18 protein-coding genes are annotated in these 18,055 nt (G+C 75.2%); 9 read left to right on the forward strand and 9 right to left on the reverse strand.

Annotated features, from left to right (window positions below; translation table 11 throughout):
- Positions 1-37 precede the first annotated feature (37 nt).
- Positions 38-787, forward strand: coding sequence for an SDR family oxidoreductase (locus R3E88_10005; protein MEZ4216796.1), 750 nt, complete (start codon positions 38-40; stop codon positions 785-787).
- Entirely contained in the window at positions 784-2,421 is a 1,638-nt protein-coding gene (locus R3E88_10010) for a hypothetical protein (GenBank protein ID MEZ4216797.1), read from the forward strand. The genes R3E88_10005 and R3E88_10010 overlap by 4 nt, the downstream gene beginning before the upstream one ends.
- Here the strand turns inward: R3E88_10010 and R3E88_10015 are convergent.
- A complete protein-coding gene (locus tag R3E88_10015) occupies positions 2,413-3,921 on the reverse strand; it encodes a hypothetical protein (protein ID MEZ4216798.1) in 1,509 nt (502 codons plus the stop codon). The two genes, R3E88_10010 and R3E88_10015, sit on opposite strands and share 9 nt — an antisense overlap.
- A 110-nt stretch (positions 3,922-4,031) precedes the next feature.
- Here R3E88_10015 and R3E88_10020 point away from each other — a divergent pair, with 110 nt between their 5' ends.
- Both R3E88_10020 and R3E88_10025 read left to right on the forward strand, forming a co-directional pair.
- Positions 4,032-5,654: a hypothetical protein gene (locus R3E88_10020; protein MEZ4216799.1), complete on the forward strand. Its 1,623-nt coding sequence runs from the start codon at positions 4,032-4,034 to the stop codon at positions 5,652-5,654.
- 77 nt (positions 5,655-5,731) lie between these two features.
- Positions 5,732-6,343 carry a hypothetical protein gene (locus tag R3E88_10025; protein MEZ4216800.1) on the forward strand — a complete coding sequence of 204 codons (612 nt, stop codon included), beginning with the start codon at positions 5,732-5,734 and terminating at the stop codon, positions 6,341-6,343.
- Positions 6,344-6,367: 24 nt separating this feature from the next.
- Here R3E88_10025 and R3E88_10030 read toward each other — a convergent pair whose 3' ends face one another.
- From R3E88_10030 to R3E88_10040, 3 genes are all read right to left on the reverse strand, one after another.
- Entirely contained in the window at positions 6,368-7,849 is a 1,482-nt protein-coding gene (locus R3E88_10030; protein ID MEZ4216801.1) for a protein kinase, read from the reverse strand.
- Positions 7,850-7,979: 130 nt separating this feature from the next.
- Positions 7,980-8,486 (reverse strand): DUF4262 domain-containing protein, encoded by a 507-nt coding sequence (locus R3E88_10035; protein MEZ4216802.1) that lies wholly within the window; start codon positions 8,484-8,486, stop codon positions 7,980-7,982.
- A 4-nt stretch (positions 8,487-8,490) separates the two neighbouring features.
- Positions 8,491-8,808, reverse strand: coding sequence for a hypothetical protein (locus R3E88_10040; GenBank protein ID MEZ4216803.1), 318 nt, complete (start codon positions 8,806-8,808; stop codon positions 8,491-8,493).
- Positions 8,809-8,934: 126 nt separating this feature from the next.
- On the opposite strand from R3E88_10040, the gene greB reads away from it, so the two are divergent.
- The 5 genes from greB to R3E88_10065 all read left to right on the forward strand — a co-directional run bounded on the left by greB (position 8,935) and on the right by R3E88_10065 (position 13,586).
- Entirely contained in the window at positions 8,935-9,432 is a 498-nt protein-coding gene (gene greB, locus R3E88_10045; GenBank protein ID MEZ4216804.1) for a transcription elongation factor GreB, read from the forward strand.
- Complete coding sequence (locus R3E88_10050) at positions 9,429-9,983, forward strand: gamma-glutamylcyclotransferase (protein MEZ4216805.1); 555 nt, start codon at positions 9,429-9,431, stop codon at positions 9,981-9,983. The genes greB and R3E88_10050 overlap by 4 nt, the downstream gene beginning before the upstream one ends.
- The gene (locus tag R3E88_10055; protein MEZ4216806.1) at positions 9,980-10,759 is read left to right on the forward strand and encodes an ABC transporter ATP-binding protein; all 780 of its coding nucleotides are present in this window, start codon (positions 9,980-9,982) and stop codon (positions 10,757-10,759) included. Before R3E88_10050 ends, R3E88_10055 begins: the two co-directional genes overlap by 4 nt.
- Positions 10,756-12,351: an ABC transporter permease/substrate-binding protein gene (locus tag R3E88_10060; protein ID MEZ4216807.1), complete on the forward strand. Its 1,596-nt coding sequence runs from the start codon at positions 10,756-10,758 to the stop codon at positions 12,349-12,351. Before R3E88_10055 ends, R3E88_10060 begins: the two co-directional genes overlap by 4 nt.
- 116 nt (positions 12,352-12,467) lie before the next feature.
- Positions 12,468-13,586, forward strand: a complete 1,119-nt coding sequence (locus R3E88_10065; protein MEZ4216808.1) for a CvpA family protein — start codon at positions 12,468-12,470, stop codon at positions 13,584-13,586.
- Between the two features lie 10 nt (positions 13,587-13,596).
- Here R3E88_10065 and R3E88_10070 read toward each other — a convergent pair whose 3' ends face one another.
- The 5 genes from R3E88_10070 to R3E88_10090 all read right to left on the reverse strand — a co-directional run bounded on the left by R3E88_10070 (position 13,597) and on the right by R3E88_10090 (position 17,955).
- The gene (locus tag R3E88_10070) at positions 13,597-14,325 is read right to left on the reverse strand and encodes a DUF502 domain-containing protein (protein MEZ4216809.1); all 729 of its coding nucleotides are present in this window, start codon (positions 14,323-14,325) and stop codon (positions 13,597-13,599) included.
- A gap of 130 nt (positions 14,326-14,455) precedes the next feature.
- Positions 14,456-14,629 carry a hypothetical protein gene (locus R3E88_10075; protein MEZ4216810.1) on the reverse strand — a complete coding sequence of 58 codons (174 nt, stop codon included), beginning with the start codon at positions 14,627-14,629 and terminating at the stop codon, positions 14,456-14,458.
- Between the two features lie 29 nt (positions 14,630-14,658).
- Positions 14,659-15,672 (reverse strand): sulfotransferase, encoded by a 1,014-nt coding sequence (locus R3E88_10080; protein ID MEZ4216811.1) that lies wholly within the window; start codon positions 15,670-15,672, stop codon positions 14,659-14,661.
- 57 nt (positions 15,673-15,729) lie between these two features.
- Positions 15,730-17,097 carry a GH1 family beta-glucosidase gene (locus R3E88_10085; protein MEZ4216812.1) on the reverse strand — a complete coding sequence of 456 codons (1,368 nt, stop codon included), beginning with the start codon at positions 17,095-17,097 and terminating at the stop codon, positions 15,730-15,732.
- 42 nt (positions 17,098-17,139) lie between these two features.
- A complete protein-coding gene (locus tag R3E88_10090) occupies positions 17,140-17,955 on the reverse strand; it encodes a cyclic nucleotide-binding domain-containing protein (protein ID MEZ4216813.1) in 816 nt (271 codons plus the stop codon).
- Positions 17,956-18,055: the final 100 nt, after the last annotated feature.

Here is an 18,055-nt window from a genome sequence, read left to right on the forward strand (position 1 = left end):
GACGGAGGGGCCGCGGCGACGGCGAGGAGGCGGGCGGATGTTCGATCTCTCGGGGCGCGTCGCGCTCGTGACCGGAGCGGGACGCGGCATCGGTGCGGGCATCGCGGCGACGCTCGCCCGGCGCGGCGCCGCAGTCGTGGTGAACGACGTCGATCCGCGGACGGCCGAGGCGTCGGCCGCCGCGATCCGCGACGCGGCGGGCCGCGCCGTGGCCGCCCCGTTCGACGTCGCCGACTACGCGGCGGCCGAGGCCGCGATGGCGGCGGCCGAGGTCGAGCTCGGCCCGATCGACATCCTCGTGAACAACGCGGGCGGAAGCCCGGGGCGCCGCATGCCGGCGCCCTTCCTCGAGACGCCGCCGGACGTCTGGCCGGGCTACATGGCGATGAACTTCGAGGGCGCGCTCGCCTGCACGCACATCGCGCTGCGCGGCATGTGCGCGCGCGGCTTCGGCCGCGTCGTCTCGATCACGTCCGACGCGGGCCGCGTCGGCCACGTCGGCTCCTCGGTGTACGGCGCGGCGAAGGCCGCGGTCGACGCGCTCACGCGCACGATCGCGAAGGAGGTCGGCCGCTACGGCGTCACCGCGAACACGATCGCCCTCGGGCTGATCGACACGGTGCCGCCCGAGGTGATCGCAGGACGCGGTGTCGAACGCGCCTACGCGATGGGGCGGATCGGAACGCCCGACGACGTCGCGGCCGGCGTCGTGTACCTCGCCTCGGACGAGGCCGGCTGGGTCACGGGCCAGATGCTCGTCATCAACGGCGGCTACCTCGCGGGATGAGCGCGCGCGCGAGCCGCGGGCTCGCCGGAATCGCGGCGGCGACCGCGACGGGAGCGGCGCTGCGCGCGCTCGGGCTCGGCGCACAGGTGCCGATCGACGACGAGTTCCACGCGCTCCGCGCCGGGCTCCGCCCCGATCTCGACCTGGCCTACCTCTTCCTGCACAACACGCTTCCCGAGGATCCGCTCTCGGACTTCTCGAGCCCGCTCGCCCTGTGGGTGCGGCTGCTGGCGACGACCGTCGGCGTCGACGAGTGGACGCTGCGCGCCCCGATGTGGCTCGCGAGCGTGGCCGTCGTCGCGCTCGTCGGGCTCGCGGCGCGGCGCGCGGCGGGGGCAGGGGCCGGCGTCGCGGGCGCATGGCTCGCCGCGCTGTGTCCACTGCTCGTGATGTACGCGCGGGTCGCGCGTCCCTATGCGCTGGTCGCGCTCTGCGGCGCAGTGGCGTTGCTCGCCGCCGACGCGCTCCGCCGCGAGGCGTCGACGCGCGCCGCGGTGGCGCTCGGCGCGGCGTGTGCCCTCGGCGTCTGGTGGAACGCCGCCGCCGCGCCGGCGCTCGGGCTCGCGCTCTGGCTCGGCGCGGCACCCGGGCTCCGCGCACGCGCGGGTGCGGACGGCCGGCGCGCCTCGCGCATCGCGCTCGCCACGGCCGCAGGCATCGGCGCGCTGCTCGTCGCACCCGCTCTCCCCGCGCTGCTCGCGTTCGCGCGCGCGAAGGGCGCCGCGGCCCCCGCGTCGTGGACGGCCTGGTGGGTCGCGGCGCGCGCGACGGCCGGCGTCCGCGCCGCGATCGGCGATGGAGCCGCAGCGCCGGCCGTCGTCGCCTTCTTCGGGCTCGCCGCGCTCGGCGCGGCGACGAGCCTGCGGCGCACACCCGCGCTCGCAGGCGTCGCGATCGGCGCGTTCGCCGCGCAGCTCGGCGCGTTCGCGTGGATCGCGCCCTATGGCGGCGACGACCCTCTCGTGATCGCTCGTTATGCGATCGCCGCGCTGCCCGGACTGCTCGTGCTCGTGGCGGTCGGTCTCGATCGCGCCGCGCGCGCGCTCGCGAGCCCGCTCGCCGCCGCCGCCGCGACGGGCGCGGCGATCGCCGGGATGGCGGCTCTCGGTCCGCTCGTCACCGACTACGCGCGCGAGAACGCCTACACGAGCCGGCCGTCGGGCCTCGCACCGGCGCCGTACGCGCTCGTGCGCGACGCGCTTCCGGAGGGCTACGCCCGCGTCGACGCCTCGATGACGGTCGTCGAGATCCCCTGGGTGCTCGAGTGGCCGCTCGCGCTTCCCGCGGACTATCAGGCGATCCACGGTGCGCGCGTGCGGACGGCGACCGGGTTCTGGACGTTCCACGCGCCCGGCGTGCGCTTCGCGACGGTGGCGCGCGCGCGCGGCGACGCGCTCGATCTCGGCGGCGCGGACGCCGCGATCGTGCACGTCGACCTGGTCGAGGAGTGGAAGCACGCGACCGGCGCACCGCTGACGATGGACCCGGCGCGTCTCGAGGAGGCGGCGAAGCGCTACCGCACCGACGCCGCCGCGCTCGATGCCGCGCTCGCGCGGAGCGGCGAGTGGCGGCTCGCCTCCGAAGGTCGCTTCGTGCGCGTCTGGGTCCCCGCGCGCGACGCGTCGCTACGGTGAGCCGAACCACTCCGGGCCGGCGCGGAGCAGGAAGTACGGGAAGTCGCCGAGCACGAACAGTGCGGCGACCGCGACGGCGACGGGCGTGCGCGCGCGCACGGGCAGCGCATCGCGCGCGCCCGCGACGAGTGCCGCGAGCAGCGGAGCCAGCACGGGGAAGAGGTAGCGCCCCTGCACGGCCTCGACCGCGAGGCCGGTCGCCCGGTAGACGGGATAGTTGACGAGCTGCATGAGGACGAGCGCGTAGGCGAGGGCGACGAGCGCGCCGATCCGGAGGTGGAGGGAGAGGTGGCGGAAGCGCGCGGCGAGCGCCGCGAAGGCGGCGAGCGCCACGGCGCCGTAGGTCGCCGCGAGCCCTCCTTCCTTGTAGAGCGCGCGATGTCCCATCACGCCGAAGACGCGCTCGGCCATCAGCGCAGTCCAGGTCGCCGCATAACGAAGGCGACCGACGAGCGGCTCGCCCTCGCCGCGACGCAGCTCGAGCGCGCGGCGCAGCATCCACATCGCGCCCGCGCGGTCGCCCGCGTGCTCGATCGCCTCGATCTCGCGCGCGGCCTGGCGGAAGTCGATGGCGCCGGCGCGGAAGCTCCGCAGCACGTGCTCCTGGCGGAAGATGCGGTTCTCGAGTGCGGCCTCGAGCGGGAGCACCTGGTTCGCCGCGGGCTCGAGCACGCCGTAGCGGACGAGGTTGCCTCCGTAGAGCGCGGCGGCGAGCGCCACGAGCCCCGCGGCGAGCCCGGCGAGCGCGAGTCCGCGCGCGCCGAGCGAGCGCGGCGATGCGAGCGCGGCGAGCAGCGCGCGCGGCGCGGCGGCGCGGCGCGCGGCGAGGCTCGCGGCGCCGAGGAGCGCGGCGAGCGGGAGCAGGGCGGACTTCGTCAGCACGCCTGCCGCGCAGGTGGCCGCGAGGCGGAGCCCGTCGCGCGCGCGGTGCGTGTCGATCCAGCGCGCGAGCAGCGCGAAGGCCGCCGTCGCGAGCAGCGTCGCGAGATTGTCGTAGCTCGCCGACGCTGCGAGGAAGCTCCACATCGGGACGTTGGTCAGCAGCACGATCGCGAGCACGCGGGCGCCGGCCTCGAGCCCGGCGCGCCGCGCGAACGCCCAGGCGGCGAGCGCGGTCGCGATCGCCATCGCCGCGTTGGCGAAGCGCATCCAGACGAGGTCCGACACGAGCTCGCCGGGCCGCAGCGCGAGCCAGCGCGCGAGCATCCACGTGTTCAGCCACGGGCGGTGCGACACGAGGCCGAGCGCGTAGGAGCCCTCGCCGTCCGCGCGCAGGAGGAGGGCGCCCGCCTGGTAGCGCGCGAAGCCGGCGTGCGTGACTTCGTCGGGGGGCAGGGAGGGGTCGACGTGCGTCGCGAGGAAGAGGAGGCGTGCGGCGAGATAGGCGAGCGCGGCGGCGACTGCGACGCGTTCCCAGCGCGGCACCGGCGAGAGCGGCGTCGGCACCGCGTCGGTGGCCGGTCGCTGCGCATCGCCTCGCTGCCCACCGCGACTCGGCATCCGTTCGCGCACCGCGACTATGCTATCACCCGCCGACTCCCACGGTCGCCCGCGTCGGCGTGCGCGGTGGCGGAGACTCCTTGCACGGCGAAGCCGGCCGAACGGCTCCGATGGCTCCGATCGATCCGGCCGCTCCGATGATGGGCGGCGCGACGTTCGAGGTGTCGCCCAATGGAGCGCGGGGTGCGCGCGGCACCGGACGTGCCCGGCTCGGCGCGAACGCGGCCCGATGGCGCCGCGCGTTCGGCCCGCTGGCCGCGCTCGGGCTCGGCGCGTGGCTCGCGCTCGCGAACCTCGACGGGCAGCTGCTCTGGCAGGACGAGGCGCAGTCCGCGCTGCTCGCGCGCACGACGCTCGCCACCGGCATCCCGCACGGGTTCGACGGCGCGAACTCGCTCTCGCAGGAGCTCGGCGTCGAGGTCGACGAGCACGGGCGCTGGCGCTGGCACACGTGGCTCCATTTCTATCTGGTCGCTGCGTCGTTCGCGCTGCTCGGGGAGACGACGACCGCCGCGCGACTCCCGGCGGCGCTACTCGGCCTGGCCGTCCTCCCCGTCGCGGTCGCGCTCGCGCGCGCCCTGCACCGCGGGCGAACGGCGGCGTGCTGCACGGGCGTCGCGCTGCTCGGGCTCGTTCCGCACTGGGTGCTGTCGCGCCAGTGCCGCTACTACTCGCTCGCCACGTTCGCGTTCGCGGCCGCGCTGCTCGGGTACGTGCACGCGATGCGCGGCCGCCGCGCGGGCGCTGTCGCACTCGGCGCGGCGCTCGTCGCGCTCTTCCACGCGCACTACGTGTACGTGCCGCCGCTCCTCGCGGCGCTCGCGCTCCATGCCGCGTACTTCCACCGCGCGCAGTGGCGGCGGCTCGCCGTGCCTGCGGCGGCGGCGCTCGCCGTCTGCCTGCCGTGGATCGTCTGGCAAGCGGGCATGGAGTACCCGGGAAGCTACGTCGAGGCGATGCGGAGCCCGGCGACGTGGGTCGCGAACGCGGCCGTCTTCGCGCGACGGTTGCTCGCCTACACGTCGGGACTCGCGTGGCTCGCCGCGGGCGCGGGCGCGGTGCTCCTCGCGCTCGCGCGCGGCGGCCCCGCGCGAGCGGCGCGCGCGCTCGGAGGCGAGGGCGTCGCGCTCGTGGTGGGGCCCGCGCTCGCGACGCTCGCGGTGCTCGCCGTCGTCGCGCCGGGCCCGTTCTTCCGCTACGCGGCGCCGCTGCTTCCGCTCGTCGCCGTCGGGTTCGGGCTCGCGTGCGCCGCGCTCGCGCGCACCCACCGCGCGCTCGCCGGTGCGGCGGTCGTCGCCTTCCTCGCGCTGCAGCCGCTCGCGTCCTTCGCCCGCGAGCTCACGCACGACATCGATGGCCCGATCGCGGGGCTCGTCACCTTCCTCCGCGCGCACGCGCGCCCGAGCGACGTGGTGTGGATCACCTACGGAGACATGCCGCTCAAGCTCTACACCGGTCTGCGCGTCGTCGGCGGGCTCACCGGCGAGGACCTCGACCGCGCGCTCGTCGATGCACCGCCCGACTGGGTCGTGATCCGGAGCACCGTCGTGCATCCCGACCGCGACGGGCGCGTGCGGCGATTCATCGAGGCGCGCATCGATCTCGGCGCCTTCCGAAAGATCGAGCTCCCGTTTACCGATACCGCGTTCGAGAACCGCGAGGAGCCGGGCGAGCACCGGTTCCGGTCGGCTCGCGGCGGCCCCCCCGTCGTGGTGTACGAGCGCCGGCGCTGACGCGCGCCGTCGCTCGCGAACGTGCGAGACGCGCGCGCCGTCGGCGCGCGGCGACGGACGGGGAAGGGAAGGCTCGCGTGGGACGACTTCGCGGACGCTTGCTGCACTGGCGCCGGCTCGTGATCACCTATCCACTCTTCTTCGTCGCGACCGCGGCGACCGGCGGCGCGGCCTCCTTCCTCTACTCCTACATCCCGCTCCACACCGTGGAGATGCGCAAGATCGAGCGGCTCGAGTCCGCGCTCCTCGCGAAGGAGGAGCACGTGGAGGAGCTCGAGGCGACGCTCGCGTCGCTGCGCACCGAGCTCGACGCGCAGCCCGACGCCTCGTCGCTCGCGTCGCTCGAGGCGGCGCGCGACGAGGCGGTCGACGCGAAGCGCGCGGCCGAGCGCGAGCTCGACAAGGCGCAGAAGCGCGTCGGCTACCTCGAACGCGAGCGCGCCGAGTGGAAGCGCAAGATCGCGAGCCTCGAGTCGGCGCGCGCGACGCCGCCGCCCGTCGCGCACGCGCCGGTCGACCCTTCGCGCGGGAGCACCGGCGAGCCCGACGCGGAGCCGACGGCGATCGCGCCGGCGGCGCCCGCCGCAATCGCCGCGCCCGCGCCCTCGCGCGCGGTCGCGGGCGCCGAGCCGCCCGCGCCGATGCCGTCGCACGACGGGGCGGCGACGCCCGCGTCGATCGAGCCCTGAGCGAGCCGCAGCCCGCTCGGTGCGTCAGTCGGCAGCGCTTCCGTGGCGGGGCGGGCCCGACGCCACGCGCTTCGCGAGCTGCCGGAGCATGCGCACGGCGACCGACGAGTTGCACGTGATGAGCTGCTCGAGCTCGGCTTCGTTGAACACGCAGGTCCAGACCGTTCCGCGCGCGCGCAGCGTGAGCTCGCGCGGCGCGCCCGTCAGCGTCGAGATCGCGCACAGCATCGCGCCCTCGCGGTCCTCGATGTCGACGACCGCGTCGTTGCGCACGACCTCGACCGTTCCCGACAGCAGCAGGAACGTGTGGAAGCCGCCGTCGACGTGGCTCGCGAGGACCTCGCCGTCCTCGTACTTCGCGAAGTAGCGGTCGAAGCCGGGCGCCTTGGAGATCGACGACCACAGCGGGTCGACGATCGCGTCGATCACGGCCTGCACCTGCGTCGGGTCGGTGGCGGAGCGGCGCGCGGACGCGACCGTCTGCGAGTCGAGGCCGAAGCCGCTCGCGATCGCGCGCACCTGCGCGAGCACCTGCGAGGCGCCGCCGGGCCTGCGGTCGGGATCGATGAAGAGGAGGCTCATCACGACCTCCTCGAGCGGCGGCGGGCAGGAGATCGCGACGTCCGAGAGCAGCGGGAGACCGTAGACGTAGCCGTCCTCGGCGCGTCGCAGCACTTCCTGCCGCTTGTTCAGATCGATGCCCGTGTAGAGCGCCCACGCCGTCGCGCCGACGCCCCACAGGTCCGTTCGCAGGTCGAAGTCCTTGAGCGAGAGCTTGTCCTGCTCGGGCGCGCGATAGCCGTGCGTGCCGAGGCCGACGGCGACCTTGCCCTGGTGCAGCAGGCCCTTCGACATGCGCGCCGCCTGGGAGACGCCGAAGTCCGTGAGCACGAAGCCGCCGTCGCCGTCGAGCAGCACGTTGGAGGGCTTGAGGTCGAGGTGGAGGATGCCCGCGCGGTGCGCGGCGGAGAGCGCCTGCAGCAGGTCGGTGATCAGGCGCCAGACCTGCTGCTCGTCGCGGTGGTCGAGGAAGGGCCACGCGTCGGCGAGGCTCCCGGCGGCGAAGTACTGCATCGCGACGAACGCGTTCTCGCCATCGAGGCTCCAGTCGTAGACCTTGGGGATGCGATCGTCCTCGATCGCGAGCAGCGCCGCGAGCTCTCGCTTGAGCGCGCTCGCGGCGCGCGGGTCGCGGCTCGAGCCGAGCACCTTGATCGCGACGTGGGCGGGCGGCGCTCCGGGCTCGCCCGCATCGAGGCACCGCGCCATGTAGACGGAGCCGAAGCCGCCGCGGCCGAGTCGACGCACGATCTGGTAGCGGAAGTCCGCGTGCAGGACGTCGCCGGGCTGCGGCCGCGCGCCCGTCTCCTCGCGCGCCGGGCGGGGTCGTCGGCGGCGGGGCTCCGGGCGGACCGCCCGCGCCCCCGAGTCGACGTGGGGGCTCGCGACGGTGCGCGTCCGGCTTCCGGGGCCGGTCTCGTCCTGCTCTGCGGCGGGGTCCGACACGCGGCCCGTATCGGCCGACGCGCGAGCCGACCGGAGCGCTCGGCGCGATGCATCGCGCGCTTCGCGGCGTCCGGTCGCCGCGGCGTGTGTCGGCCCGAGCGCTGCCCGCCGCGCGGCCGGGGGCTGCGCGCTAGAGCGCGCCCTCGGCGCGCAGCACGGCGGCAAGCCCGGGCCCGAGCGCGCGCGCCTCGTCCTCCTCGAACAGGAAGGGCTGGCGTCCCTGCCAGGCCGCGTCGAAGCCCGGCTCCCACGGCAGCGCACCGTTCGCGTCCGGCCAGAAGCACTGCAGCGCGCGGAACGGGCGCCCGCGGTAGAACCAGCCGGCGTTGCCGAGGAAGGCCTCGTGCCAGCACGGGCGGACGCTGCGGAAGACGGGCGGGTGGTGCGCGAGCACGCGCTCCGCGCGCTCGCCGTCGACGAACACGCGGCCGCGCCGCACTTCGTCGCCGACGTGGTTGACGAGCCGGTGGAGCACGTCGAGCTCCATTCCGAACACGACGACCTCGGGGTGGGCGAAGCGCTCCTCGAGCCCGATCGAGAACGCCCACGGCGGCGCGGCGTCGTCGCCCGCGATCTTCGCGACGTGCCAGCCGAAGGTGTCGACGTCGCGCCGGACGCGCAGGTCGATCTCGTCCACGATGCTAGTCGGCGGTCTCGCCGCGGGAGGCGGAGGCGGCGCGCTCGCGGTCCTCGCGCAGCTCCAGCCAGCCCTTGCGCCCGAACCACAGCGCGCCCACGACCCAGACGCCGAACATGATGCGGTTGAACTGGACGGACTCGATGTGCGGGTTGAACCAGCCGTCGTAGCCGAACCACAGCGCGAACGCGACGAAGAGGGCGGGCAGGAAGAGCGGGTGGTCGAACGGCGTCGGCGACGGCTCGTCGGCGTCGTCGTCGCTGGCGTCGTCGTCGAGCGCGCCGTCGGCGCGGAGGTCGCGATCGTCGGAGTCGTCGGACATGGGCGCGCAGCATAGCGCGGCCGGCGGGCGCGCTCGCTGCGGTTCGCGTGCGGAGTGCGCCGCTCGCACGGCTTGCGCGGCGCCGAGCGAGCGACGAGCCTAGCGGCCCGCGAGGGAGCGTCGACGATGGCGGGCAAGGGCCACTACATCACGCGCGAAGGGCGCGCCGCGCTCGCGGCCGAGCTCGACCGGCTCTGGCGCATCGAGCGACCGCGTGTGACGCGCGAGGTGCAGGTCGCCGCCGCGCACGGCGACCGCTCCGAGAACGCGGAGTACATCTACGGCAAGAAGCGGCTGCGCGAGATCGACCGGCGCGTCCGCTTCCTGCAGAAGCGGCTCGACGAGCTGACGGTCGTCGACGCTCCTCCCGCGCGTCGCGATCGCGTGTTCTTCGGCGCGTGGGTGACGCTCGAGGACGACGACGGCGAGGAGCGCGTGTACCGCATCGTCGGCCCCGACGAGTTCGACGCGGCGCGCGGCTTCGTGAGCATGGACTCGCCGATCGGGCGCGCGCTGCTCGGGCGCGCCGTCGGCGACGAGGTCGTCGTGCGCCGGCCGAAGGGCGAGGCCGCGTTCGAGATCGTCGCGATCGGCTACGAGCCGCCCGCCGAGGCGCGCGCGTGACGTCGCCCGACCCGCTCTGGATCTTCGGCTACGGCTCGCTCGTCTGGCGGCCCGACTTCGCGTTCGCGGAGAGCCACCCCGCGCGCATCGAGGGCTACCGGCGCGCCTTCTGGCAGGGCTCGACCGACCACCGCGGCGTGCCGGGTGCGCCGGGGCGCGTCGTGACCCTCGTGCCCGAGTCGGGGGCCCACTGCGTGGGGCGCGCGTTCCGCGTCGCCTCGGGGCTCGAGGCCGCGGTGCTGGAGGCGCTCGACCACCGCGAGCGCGGCGGCTATGCGCGCTTCGCGGTCGACGCCCACCTGGCCGCGCCCCCGCCCGCGCGCTGCGCCTCCGTGCGCGCGCTCGCCTACGCCGCGACGCCCGCGAACCCGAACTACCTCGGCCCGGCCGACGCCGCGTCGATCGCGCGCGAGGTGCGCGCGGCGCGAGGCCCGTCGGGCGCGAACGTCGACTACGTGCTCGAGCTCGCGGCCGCGCTGCGCGCGCTCGGGGCCGACGACGCGCACGTGTTCGAGATCGAGCGGCTCGTGCTCGCGGAGCGCGGGCCGTGATCGCGCTCCGCGGCCTGGCGCGGCACTACGGCGGACGCGCGGTGGTCGACGGCATCGACCTCGACGTCGCGGCGCGCGAGCTCGTGGTGCTGATCGGCGCGTCGGGCTGCGGCAAGACGACGACGCTCAAGATGATCAACCGGCTCGTGGAGCCGACCGCGGGGAGCGTGCACGTCGCCGGTCGCGACGCGTCGCAGGTGCCGGCGCACGAGCTGCGGCGGCGCATCGGCTACGGCTTCCAGCGCGTCGGCCTCTTTCCGCACATGACCGTCGGAGAGAACGTCGCGGTCACGCCGCGGCTCCTCGGCTGGGACGCCGGGCGCATCGCGGCGCGGGTCGATGCGCTGCTCGAGCTGGTGCGGCTCCCGCCGCGCGAGTTCCGCGACCGCGATCCGGCGGAGCTCTCGGGCGGGCAGCGTCAGCGCGTGGGCCTCGCGCGCGCGCTCGCCGCAGAGCCCGAAGTGCTGCTGCTCGACGAGCCGTTCGGCGCGCTCGACCCGATCACGCGCGACCACCTGCAGCAGGAGCTCGCGGCGATCCGCGACGAGCTCGCGCTCACGATCGTGTTCGTCACGCACGACATGGGCGAGGCGCTGCTGCTCGCGGATCGCATCGCGGTGCTCGACGCGGGGCGGCTCGTGCGCGTCGGCACGCCCGCCGAGCTGCTCGCGGCGCCGGGCAGCGATCGCGTGGCCGAGCTGCTCTCGACACCCGAGCGTCAGCTCGCGCGCATCGAGGCGCTGCGGGCCGCCGCCGCGCGCCCGGGCTCCGCGTGAGCGGGCCGTGGGCCGAGCTGCCGGGGCTCGCCCTCGCGCACCTGCAGCTCGTGCTCGTCGCGCTCGGGCTCGGCGCCGCGATCGCCATCCCGCTCGGCGTCGTCGCGTCGCGTCGCGCGCGCACCGAGGCGCTCGCGCTCGGGACCGCCGGCGTCCTCCAGACCGTGCCGAGCCTCGCGCTGCTCGCGCTCATGGTGCCGCTGCTCGCGGTCGCGAGCGGTGCCACCGAGCGCGCGCTCGGCTTCGCGCTCCCGAGCATCGGATTCCTTCCCGCGGCGCTGGCGCTCACGCTCTACGGGCTGCTCCCGATGCTGCGCAACACGGTGGCCGGGCTGCGCGGCGTCGATCCGGCGCTGCGCGAGGCCGCGCTCGGCGTCGGCATGACGCCGCGGCAGAGTCTCGTGCGCGTCGAGCTTCCGCTCGCGCTCCCCGTGATCGTGGCCGGCGTGCGGACGGCGACGGTCTGGATCGTCGGCACCGCGACGCTCGCGACGCCCGTCGGCGCGGCGAGCCTCGGCAACCTGATCTTCGCGGGACTGCAGACGCGGAGCTTCGGCTCGGTCGTCGCCGGGAGCGCGGCGGCTGCCGCGCTCGCGCTCGTGCTCGACGGGATCGTGCGCGCGCTCGAGCGAGGCGTCGCGGAGCGCAGCCGCGCGCGCGTCGCACTCGCGGGCGCCGCGCTCGCGGCGCTCGTCGCGATCGCGATCGCGCCGCTCGCCGTGCGAGGCGTCGATGGGGCACGCGCGCCGCGCCGCGCGATCGCGATCGGCGCGAAGTCGTTCACCGAGCAGTACGTGCTCGCAGCGGTGCTCGCGCAGTGGATCGAGCGCGAGACGGGGCGCCCGACGCGCGCGGTCGAGTCGCTCGGATCGACGGTCGCCTTCGATGCGCTCCGCGATGACGCGATCGACGTGTACGTGGACTACTCCGGCACGATCTGGGCGACCGTGTTCCACGAGCCCGGGCTCCCGTCCGATCGCGGCGACGTGCTCGCGCAGGTTCGCGCGCGGCTCGCGCGCGACTACGGCGTGCGCGTCGCCGCCGCGCTCGGCTTCGAGAACACCTATGCGATCGCGATGCGCGAGGCGCGCGCGCGCGAGCTCGGGATCGAGACGATCGGCGACTTCGCCCGGCACTCCCCCGCGCTCGCCATGGCGGGCGACTACGAGTTCTTCGGGCGGGAGGAGTGGCGCGCCCTCGTCGCGCGCTACGACATCCGCCTTCGCCAGCGACGCGCGATGGACGCCTCGCTCATGGTGCCCGCGCTCGTCCAGGGCGAGGTCGACGCGATCAGCGCGTACTCGACCGACGGCCGGATCGCCTCGCTCGGGCTCCGCGTGCTCCGCGACGAGAAGGGCGTGATTCCGCCCTACGACGCGATCGTGCTCGCGAGCGCGCGTCTCGCGCGCGAGGAGCCCGCCGTGCTCGCGGCGCTCGCGCGGCTCGACGGCGCGATCGACGCGGAGCGGATGCGGCGGATGAACGACGCCGTCGAAGGAGAGGGGCGAGCGCCCGCCGAGGTCGCGGCCGAGCTCGTCGCTGAGCGGCTCGGGGCCGCGGCGCCGGACGACGCGGGCAGGGGGCGCGACTAGCGTCCGGTCGGTCGGCCGGGGCTCGCGCGAAGGACGACCGCCGCGCCCTCCGCCCTCGTCGTCGCGGCCGGCGGCGAGCGGCTTCAGCGTGCCCGCGCGGCATCCGATGCGGGCGCATGCTCTTCGACCTCGCGCTCGTCGCTCTGCTCGCCGTCTTCGTCGCGATCGGCGCCTGGCGCGGCGCCATCGCCTCCTTCACGAGCCTCGCGGGCCTCGCGATCGGCTACGTCGCGGGCTTCCAGGCGGCGCTGCGCGGCGGCGAGGCCGCCGCGCGCGGGCTCGGGGTCGCGCCGGCGCTCGGCCCGCTCGTCGCCGGCACGGCGGGCTTCGTGGCGGCGCTCGTCCTGGTCGGCGTCGCGGGCTTCTTCGCGAAGCGCTGGGATGCCGAGCGGCGGGGCGGGCTCCCGCGCTCGGGCCTCGACCGCGTGGGCGGCGCCGTCTTCGGCGGCCTTCGCGGCGCGGTGCTCGCCGCGCTGCTCGCCTGGCTCGGGATGTTCGCGGCCGCGGCGCGCGAGGTCGCGCCCGACGGTCCGCTCGCGGCGCTGCCCTCGGCCGAGGGGTCGCTCGCCGCGGGGCTCACCGAGGTGGCGGTCGAGCAGGTGGTCGAGGGCGCGCTCGGCGACGACCCGGCGTCGCGCGTGATCGCGCGCGTCGCGGCGCGGCCCGGCGAGCGGCTGCGCGCCGTGCAGACGCTGCTCGACGACCCGCGCGTGCGCGCCGTGCAGGAGGACGCGTTCTTCTGGACGCTGGTCGAGAACGGCGCCAGCGAGCGCGCGCTCAACCGCATGAGCTTCTACCGGATCGCCCACGACCCCGAGATGCGAGCCACCTTCGCCGACCTCGGCTTCGTGAGCGCGGCGGCGGCCGGGGATTCGAACGCCTTCCGGGACGAGCTGCGCGTCGTGCTCGACGTCGTGGGGGCCCGGATCAAGGGCATCAAGCAGGACCCGGAGATCCAGGCGCTCGCGCGCGACCCGGAGATCCTCGCGATGCTCGAGTCGGGCAACACGTTCGGGCTCGTCGCGCACCCGCGCATCCAGGCGCTCGCATCGCGACTCGCGGCCGACGCGCCGGGGGGTGGCAGCGCGGCCGCCGGCGAGCCCGCTCCCGAGGCGGCGGGCGCGAGCGCGTCCGATGCTCCGGATCCGCGGCCGCGCGAGCCGCGCTCCGCGCTCTCTCCGGCCGCGTCCGGCCGGCGCGCGATCCCCGCCGCGAGCGACGTCGCGCGTCGCTAGGCGGCGCGCCTCAGTCGCCGACGGCGCGCGCGACGACCTCGGGCGAGAGCGTCGCGACCCTCCGCGACCGCGACGGCGGCTGCACGATGCCCGCCGACATGATCACCTTGAAGGCCTCCTCGACGGGCAGGTCGATCTCGACGATCTCCTCGCGCCGCGCGAGCAGGAAGAAGCCCGACGTCGGGTTCGGCGTCGTCGGAACGAAGACGTTCAGGTATCCGTCGCCGACCGCATCCGCCAGCGCACCCTCGGCCGGGCCGGTGGTGAACGCGAGCGCGTAGACGCCCTTGCGCGGGTACTCGACGAGCACGACGCGGTTGAAGTTGCGCGCGGTCTCCTCGGAGCGGAACACGGCCTCGAAGAGCTGCTTGACGGCGGCGTAGATGCTGCGCGCGACCGGCACGCGCTCGAGCACCTGCTCGCTGAGGCGCACGATCTGGTGGCCGAAGAAGTGCCGCACGAAGACGCCGGCGAGCAGGATCACGCCGAACGTGAAGAGCGCGCCCACGAACGGCGGAAGGTGCGGCGCCTCCGCGACGCTCGGGAAGATCCATCCGACGAGCCGCGGCAGGAGCAGGTTGTCGAGCCACTTCACGGCCCAGGAGATGGCCCAGAAGGTGATGGCGAGCGGGGCGAAGGCGAGCAGGCCGGCGACGAAGTAGCGGCGCGTCGCTTCGCGGAGTCCGTGCCAGAGGCGCGTCAGCATCGAATCCCACCGGAGCTCGGGTCCGCTGGCCATGCGCGGGTCATCGGCAGGCGAGCGGAACCGATTGACTGGCAGTCGCAGGGCGACCTGCCGCGTTCGTGGGCGCGTCGGAGTGCGACCTCGGGAAGCCTACGGGCGCGCGCGCCCGGTGGACTCCCCAGGATCAGAAGAGCGGGCGGTCGTCGCCGTCGGGGGCGTAGGAGGAGATCTCGCAGTCGAGCGGGATCACCTCGAAGCCCGGGCGCTCGTAGCGCTCGCCGAGGAGCCCGGAGGCGCCAGCGGCCAGCTTGGACGGGAGCGCCAGGGACGAACCGTCGCGGTGCACGTCGTGGGTCATGGCGGCTCGTTATAGCACGGCGCGCGGCGCTACCGCAGGAGCACGTCGCACGCGTCGCGCACCTTGCGCACGAGCCGCCCGAGCGCGTTGCGGTGGATGTCGCGGCGCAGCCACACGAGCAGGCGCCGCTCGAGCGTGTGCGCGTCGAGCGGCTTGCGCCGCACCGCGCCGCCCTCGCGCGGGATGGCGGCGAGCTCGGCGGCGATCGCGGCGCGCTCGAAGCCCCAGGTCGCGAGGTCCTCGTCGTACAGGCGCCCGAGGATCTGCTCGCACTGCTCGATCTTCGCCGTCTGCCCGGCGAGCTCCCGGGCCCACTTCGCCAGCGACTTCGTCGTCGGGCGACTCTCCTTGCCGGCCTGGATGGGGTCGCCGAGCCCGCGCGCCGTTCGCGTGCGGCCGCCCTCCTGCTCGCCGTACTCGATCATCCCGGGCTCGAAGGGCAGCTCGAGGTGCTCGCAGATCCGGCGCGCCTGCGCTTCGGGGTCGCGCACGAGCTCCTCGTAGCGCACGTGCACGAGCGGCACGGGCCGCTCGCGCAGGAAGCGCGCGATCGGCGGCACGTAGCGCTCGAGCATCGGGTTGTGGCGGTGGGCGGCCTCGTGGTCGCCGTCGAAGAACGACTCGACGTAGCTCGACCAGACGGCCATCGGGTGGCGCGTCAGCACGACGTACTTCGCGCGCGGGTAGAGCTTCGCGAGGAAGTCGAGGACGAGGGCGTAGGCGGGCGTCTTGTCGAGCAGGTGGGTGCGGCCGGTCGGCGCGAGCAGCCGCTCGTAGAGCGTGTCGGTGAGCGCGCGCATCGCGTCGAGGTAGTCGTCCTCGCCGCGCGGGAGCGCGCGCACGATCTCGCGCATCGCCTGCTGCGTGATGTGCGGCTCGTAGGCCGCCTTCTCGACCTTCTCGTAGTAGCCGAGATGGGCGAGCGGCGTGACGAGGTGGGGCTCCGCGGGCGAGTGGATGGCCGGGTGCGCGCCGAGCATGCGCGCGAGCATCGTCGAGCCCGAGCGCATCGAGCCGATCAGGAAGACGAGTCGATCCTGCACCGTGTCCTTCCGTGCCTGCCGCGCCGCCGGCCTTCCGGGAGTGGCCCGCGGCCGGGCTCAGGTGTCGAACCCACCCGTCGCCGCGACCTCTGCGTACCAGCGGCCCGAGTCCTTGAGCGTTCGTTCGCCCGTCTCGAAGTCGACCCACGCGAGGCCGAAGCGCTGGGCGTATCCCTCGCTCCACTCGAAGTTGTCGAGCAGCGACCACGCGTGATAGCCGCGCACGTCGGCGCCGGCCTCGATCGCGCGGTGCACGGCCTCGAGGTACGCACGGTGGTAGTCGATGCGGCGCTCGTCGCGGATGTGGCCCTCCGCGTCGGGCCCGTCCGCGTAGCTGCAGCCGCTCTCGGTGACCTCGAGGACGGGCTTCGCGCCGTCGCGCGTGAACGCGCGCGTCAGCCACACGAGCACGTCGCGCAGCGCGTCCGGCCACACCTCCCAGCCGAAGTCCGTGCGCGGCCCGTCGCCCGCGCTGGGCGCGATGGCGGGCGCGGCGTCGATCCCGAGCGGTCCGCCGTCGACGGCCGCGACGCGCGTGCGGACGTAGACGTTGGCGCCCACGAAGTCGAGCGGTACGGCGAGGCGCGCGAGGTCGTCGGGACGGGCGCGCAGCCGCGGCAGCAGCTCCTCGACGGGGAACAGGGCGGGGTAGGCGCCGTCCAGGGCCGGCCGCACGAACCACTCGTTCGCGAAGCGGTGCCACCGCTCGGCCGCCGCCGCGTCGGCCTCGGCGTCGCCCGCCGGCTCGCACGGCGAGAAGCTGAACGCGCTGCCGATGCGCGCGGCGGGAAGTGTCGCCTTCATCGCGCGGAAGCCCTCGGCCTGCGCGAGGTTCGCGACGTGCGTCGCCGCCCAGAAGGCGTCCGCGTCGCGCCGCCCGGGCGCGTGCAGGCCGACGAGGTAGCCGAAGGTCGTGAACACGGCGGGCTCGTTCAGGAGCGAGAAGCACTCGACGCGGTCGCCGAGCGCGCGCGCGACGAGCTCCGCGTAGTCCGCGAAGCGGAAGGCGGTGTCGCGCACCGCCCAGCCGCCCGCGTCCTCGAGCGCCTGCGGCAGGTCCCAGTGGTAGAGCGTCGGGAACGGACGGATGCCGGCGTCGAGCAGCGCGTCGCAGAGCCGCCGGTAGTAGTCGACGCCCGCGTCCTGCGCGCGCCCGCGGCCGTTCGGCTGCAGGCGCGGCCAGGCGATCGAGAAGCGGTAGCTCGTGCAGTGCATCGCGCGCAGCAGCGCGACGTCGTCGCGCAGCCGGTGGTAGGAGTCGCACGCGCGGTCGCCGGTGTCGCCGCCGCGCACGCGACCTTCCGTGTGCGCGAAGCGGTCCCAGATCGACTCGCCCTTGCCGTCGGCGCGCCAGCCTCCCTCGATCTGGTAGGCGGCGGTCGCCGCGCCCCAGTGGAAGCCGTCGGGAAAACGGATGCGCGCCATCGGGCTCCTCGCGCGCGGCGGAGCCGCCGCGCGCGGCGCAGCCTAGCGCGTGGCCTCGTCGAGGACGCGGAGCAGACGCTGCGCGTTGGTGCGCAGCAGCACCTGGCCCATGCGCAGGCCGAGCCACGGCCGCGCCGTGCGCAGATAGGCGAACGAGCCGGCGTCGATCTCGAGCAGCTCGCAGTCGGTCGCGGCGATCGCCGACTCCGCGTGCGGCGCGCCGGCGACGAGCGGCAGGCCGCCGAACGCGCCGCCGCGCTGCAGGCGCGCCGTCTCCCGCTCGATCGCGTTGCGGATGCGGAGCGTGAGGGCGACCTCGCCGCTCCAGACGAGGAAGAACGAGTGGGTGCCCGCGTCGGCGTCGCCCTGCCGGTAGATCGCGCGGCCGACCGGGACGCTGCGCCGCCGCGTCACCTGCGCGAGGCCGATCGCATCCTCGAGCGCGAGCTCGGGGAGGTCGCAGCACTCGAGAAGGAAGCGCGCGAGCACGTGTCCGCCGTGGACCACGGCCTCCCACAGCCGGTCGTACGTCTCGGGCTCGATGCCGTCGAACGCGACGCCCGTGAGCACCACGTCGTCGGCCTCCTCGTCGCGCTGCCAGCGGCCGCTCGCGCGCACCGCGAGCGGGCCCGAGGGCAGGGCGAGCTCGACGCGCTCGATCGACTTGAAGGCGAAGGGCGAGGCCGTCGCGATGCACGCGCCGTGGACGCTCAGATCGCGGAGCTGGGCCGGGAGGGAGCCGCGGAAGTCGCTCGTGAAGACGCGCGCGGGCGTGTCCGACGCGATGCGGGGGTCGGCGCGCAGCTCGAGCGGGTCGGCGAAGTCGTCGGGCGCGCGCCCGCGCGGAGTCGGAGCCACGAATGCCACCTCCGGCTCCCGCTTTCGGCACGGTTCCAGTATCCCTTGAACGATCCGCCACTCCGGGAACGCGCGCGGGCGTCGAGCGCGGGGCTCCACC

This window comes from Myxococcota bacterium (assembly GCA_041389495.1).
Lineage (GTDB): Bacteria > Myxococcota_A > UBA9160 > UBA9160 > UBA4427 > JAWKRT01.

Coding starts and splice junctions, on each gene's coding strand:
- R3E88_10005 (MEZ4216796.1), top strand. CDS start 38: ATGTTCGATCTCTCGGGGCGCGTCGCGCTCGTGACCGGAGCGGGACGC.
- greB (MEZ4216804.1), top strand. CDS start 8,935: ATGGCGGGCAAGGGCCACTACATCACGCGCGAAGGGCGCGCCGCGCTC.
- R3E88_10085 (MEZ4216812.1), bottom strand. CDS start 17,097: ATGGCGCGCATCCGTTTTCCCGACGGCTTCCACTGGGGCGCGGCGACC.
- R3E88_10040 (MEZ4216803.1), bottom strand. CDS start 8,808: ATGTCCGACGACTCCGACGATCGCGACCTCCGCGCCGACGGCGCGCTC.
- R3E88_10065 (MEZ4216808.1), top strand. CDS start 12,468: ATGCTCTTCGACCTCGCGCTCGTCGCTCTGCTCGCCGTCTTCGTCGCG.
- R3E88_10015 (MEZ4216798.1), bottom strand. CDS start 3,921: ATGCCGAGTCGCGGTGGGCAGCGAGGCGATGCGCAGCGACCGGCCACC.
- R3E88_10010 (MEZ4216797.1), top strand. CDS start 784: ATGAGCGCGCGCGCGAGCCGCGGGCTCGCCGGAATCGCGGCGGCGACC.
- R3E88_10070 (MEZ4216809.1), bottom strand. CDS start 14,325: ATGGCCAGCGGACCCGAGCTCCGGTGGGATTCGATGCTGACGCGCCTC.
- R3E88_10020 (MEZ4216799.1), top strand. CDS start 4,032: ATGGCTCCGATCGATCCGGCCGCTCCGATGATGGGCGGCGCGACGTTC.
- R3E88_10075 (MEZ4216810.1), bottom strand. CDS start 14,629: ATGACCCACGACGTGCACCGCGACGGTTCGTCCCTGGCGCTCCCGTCC.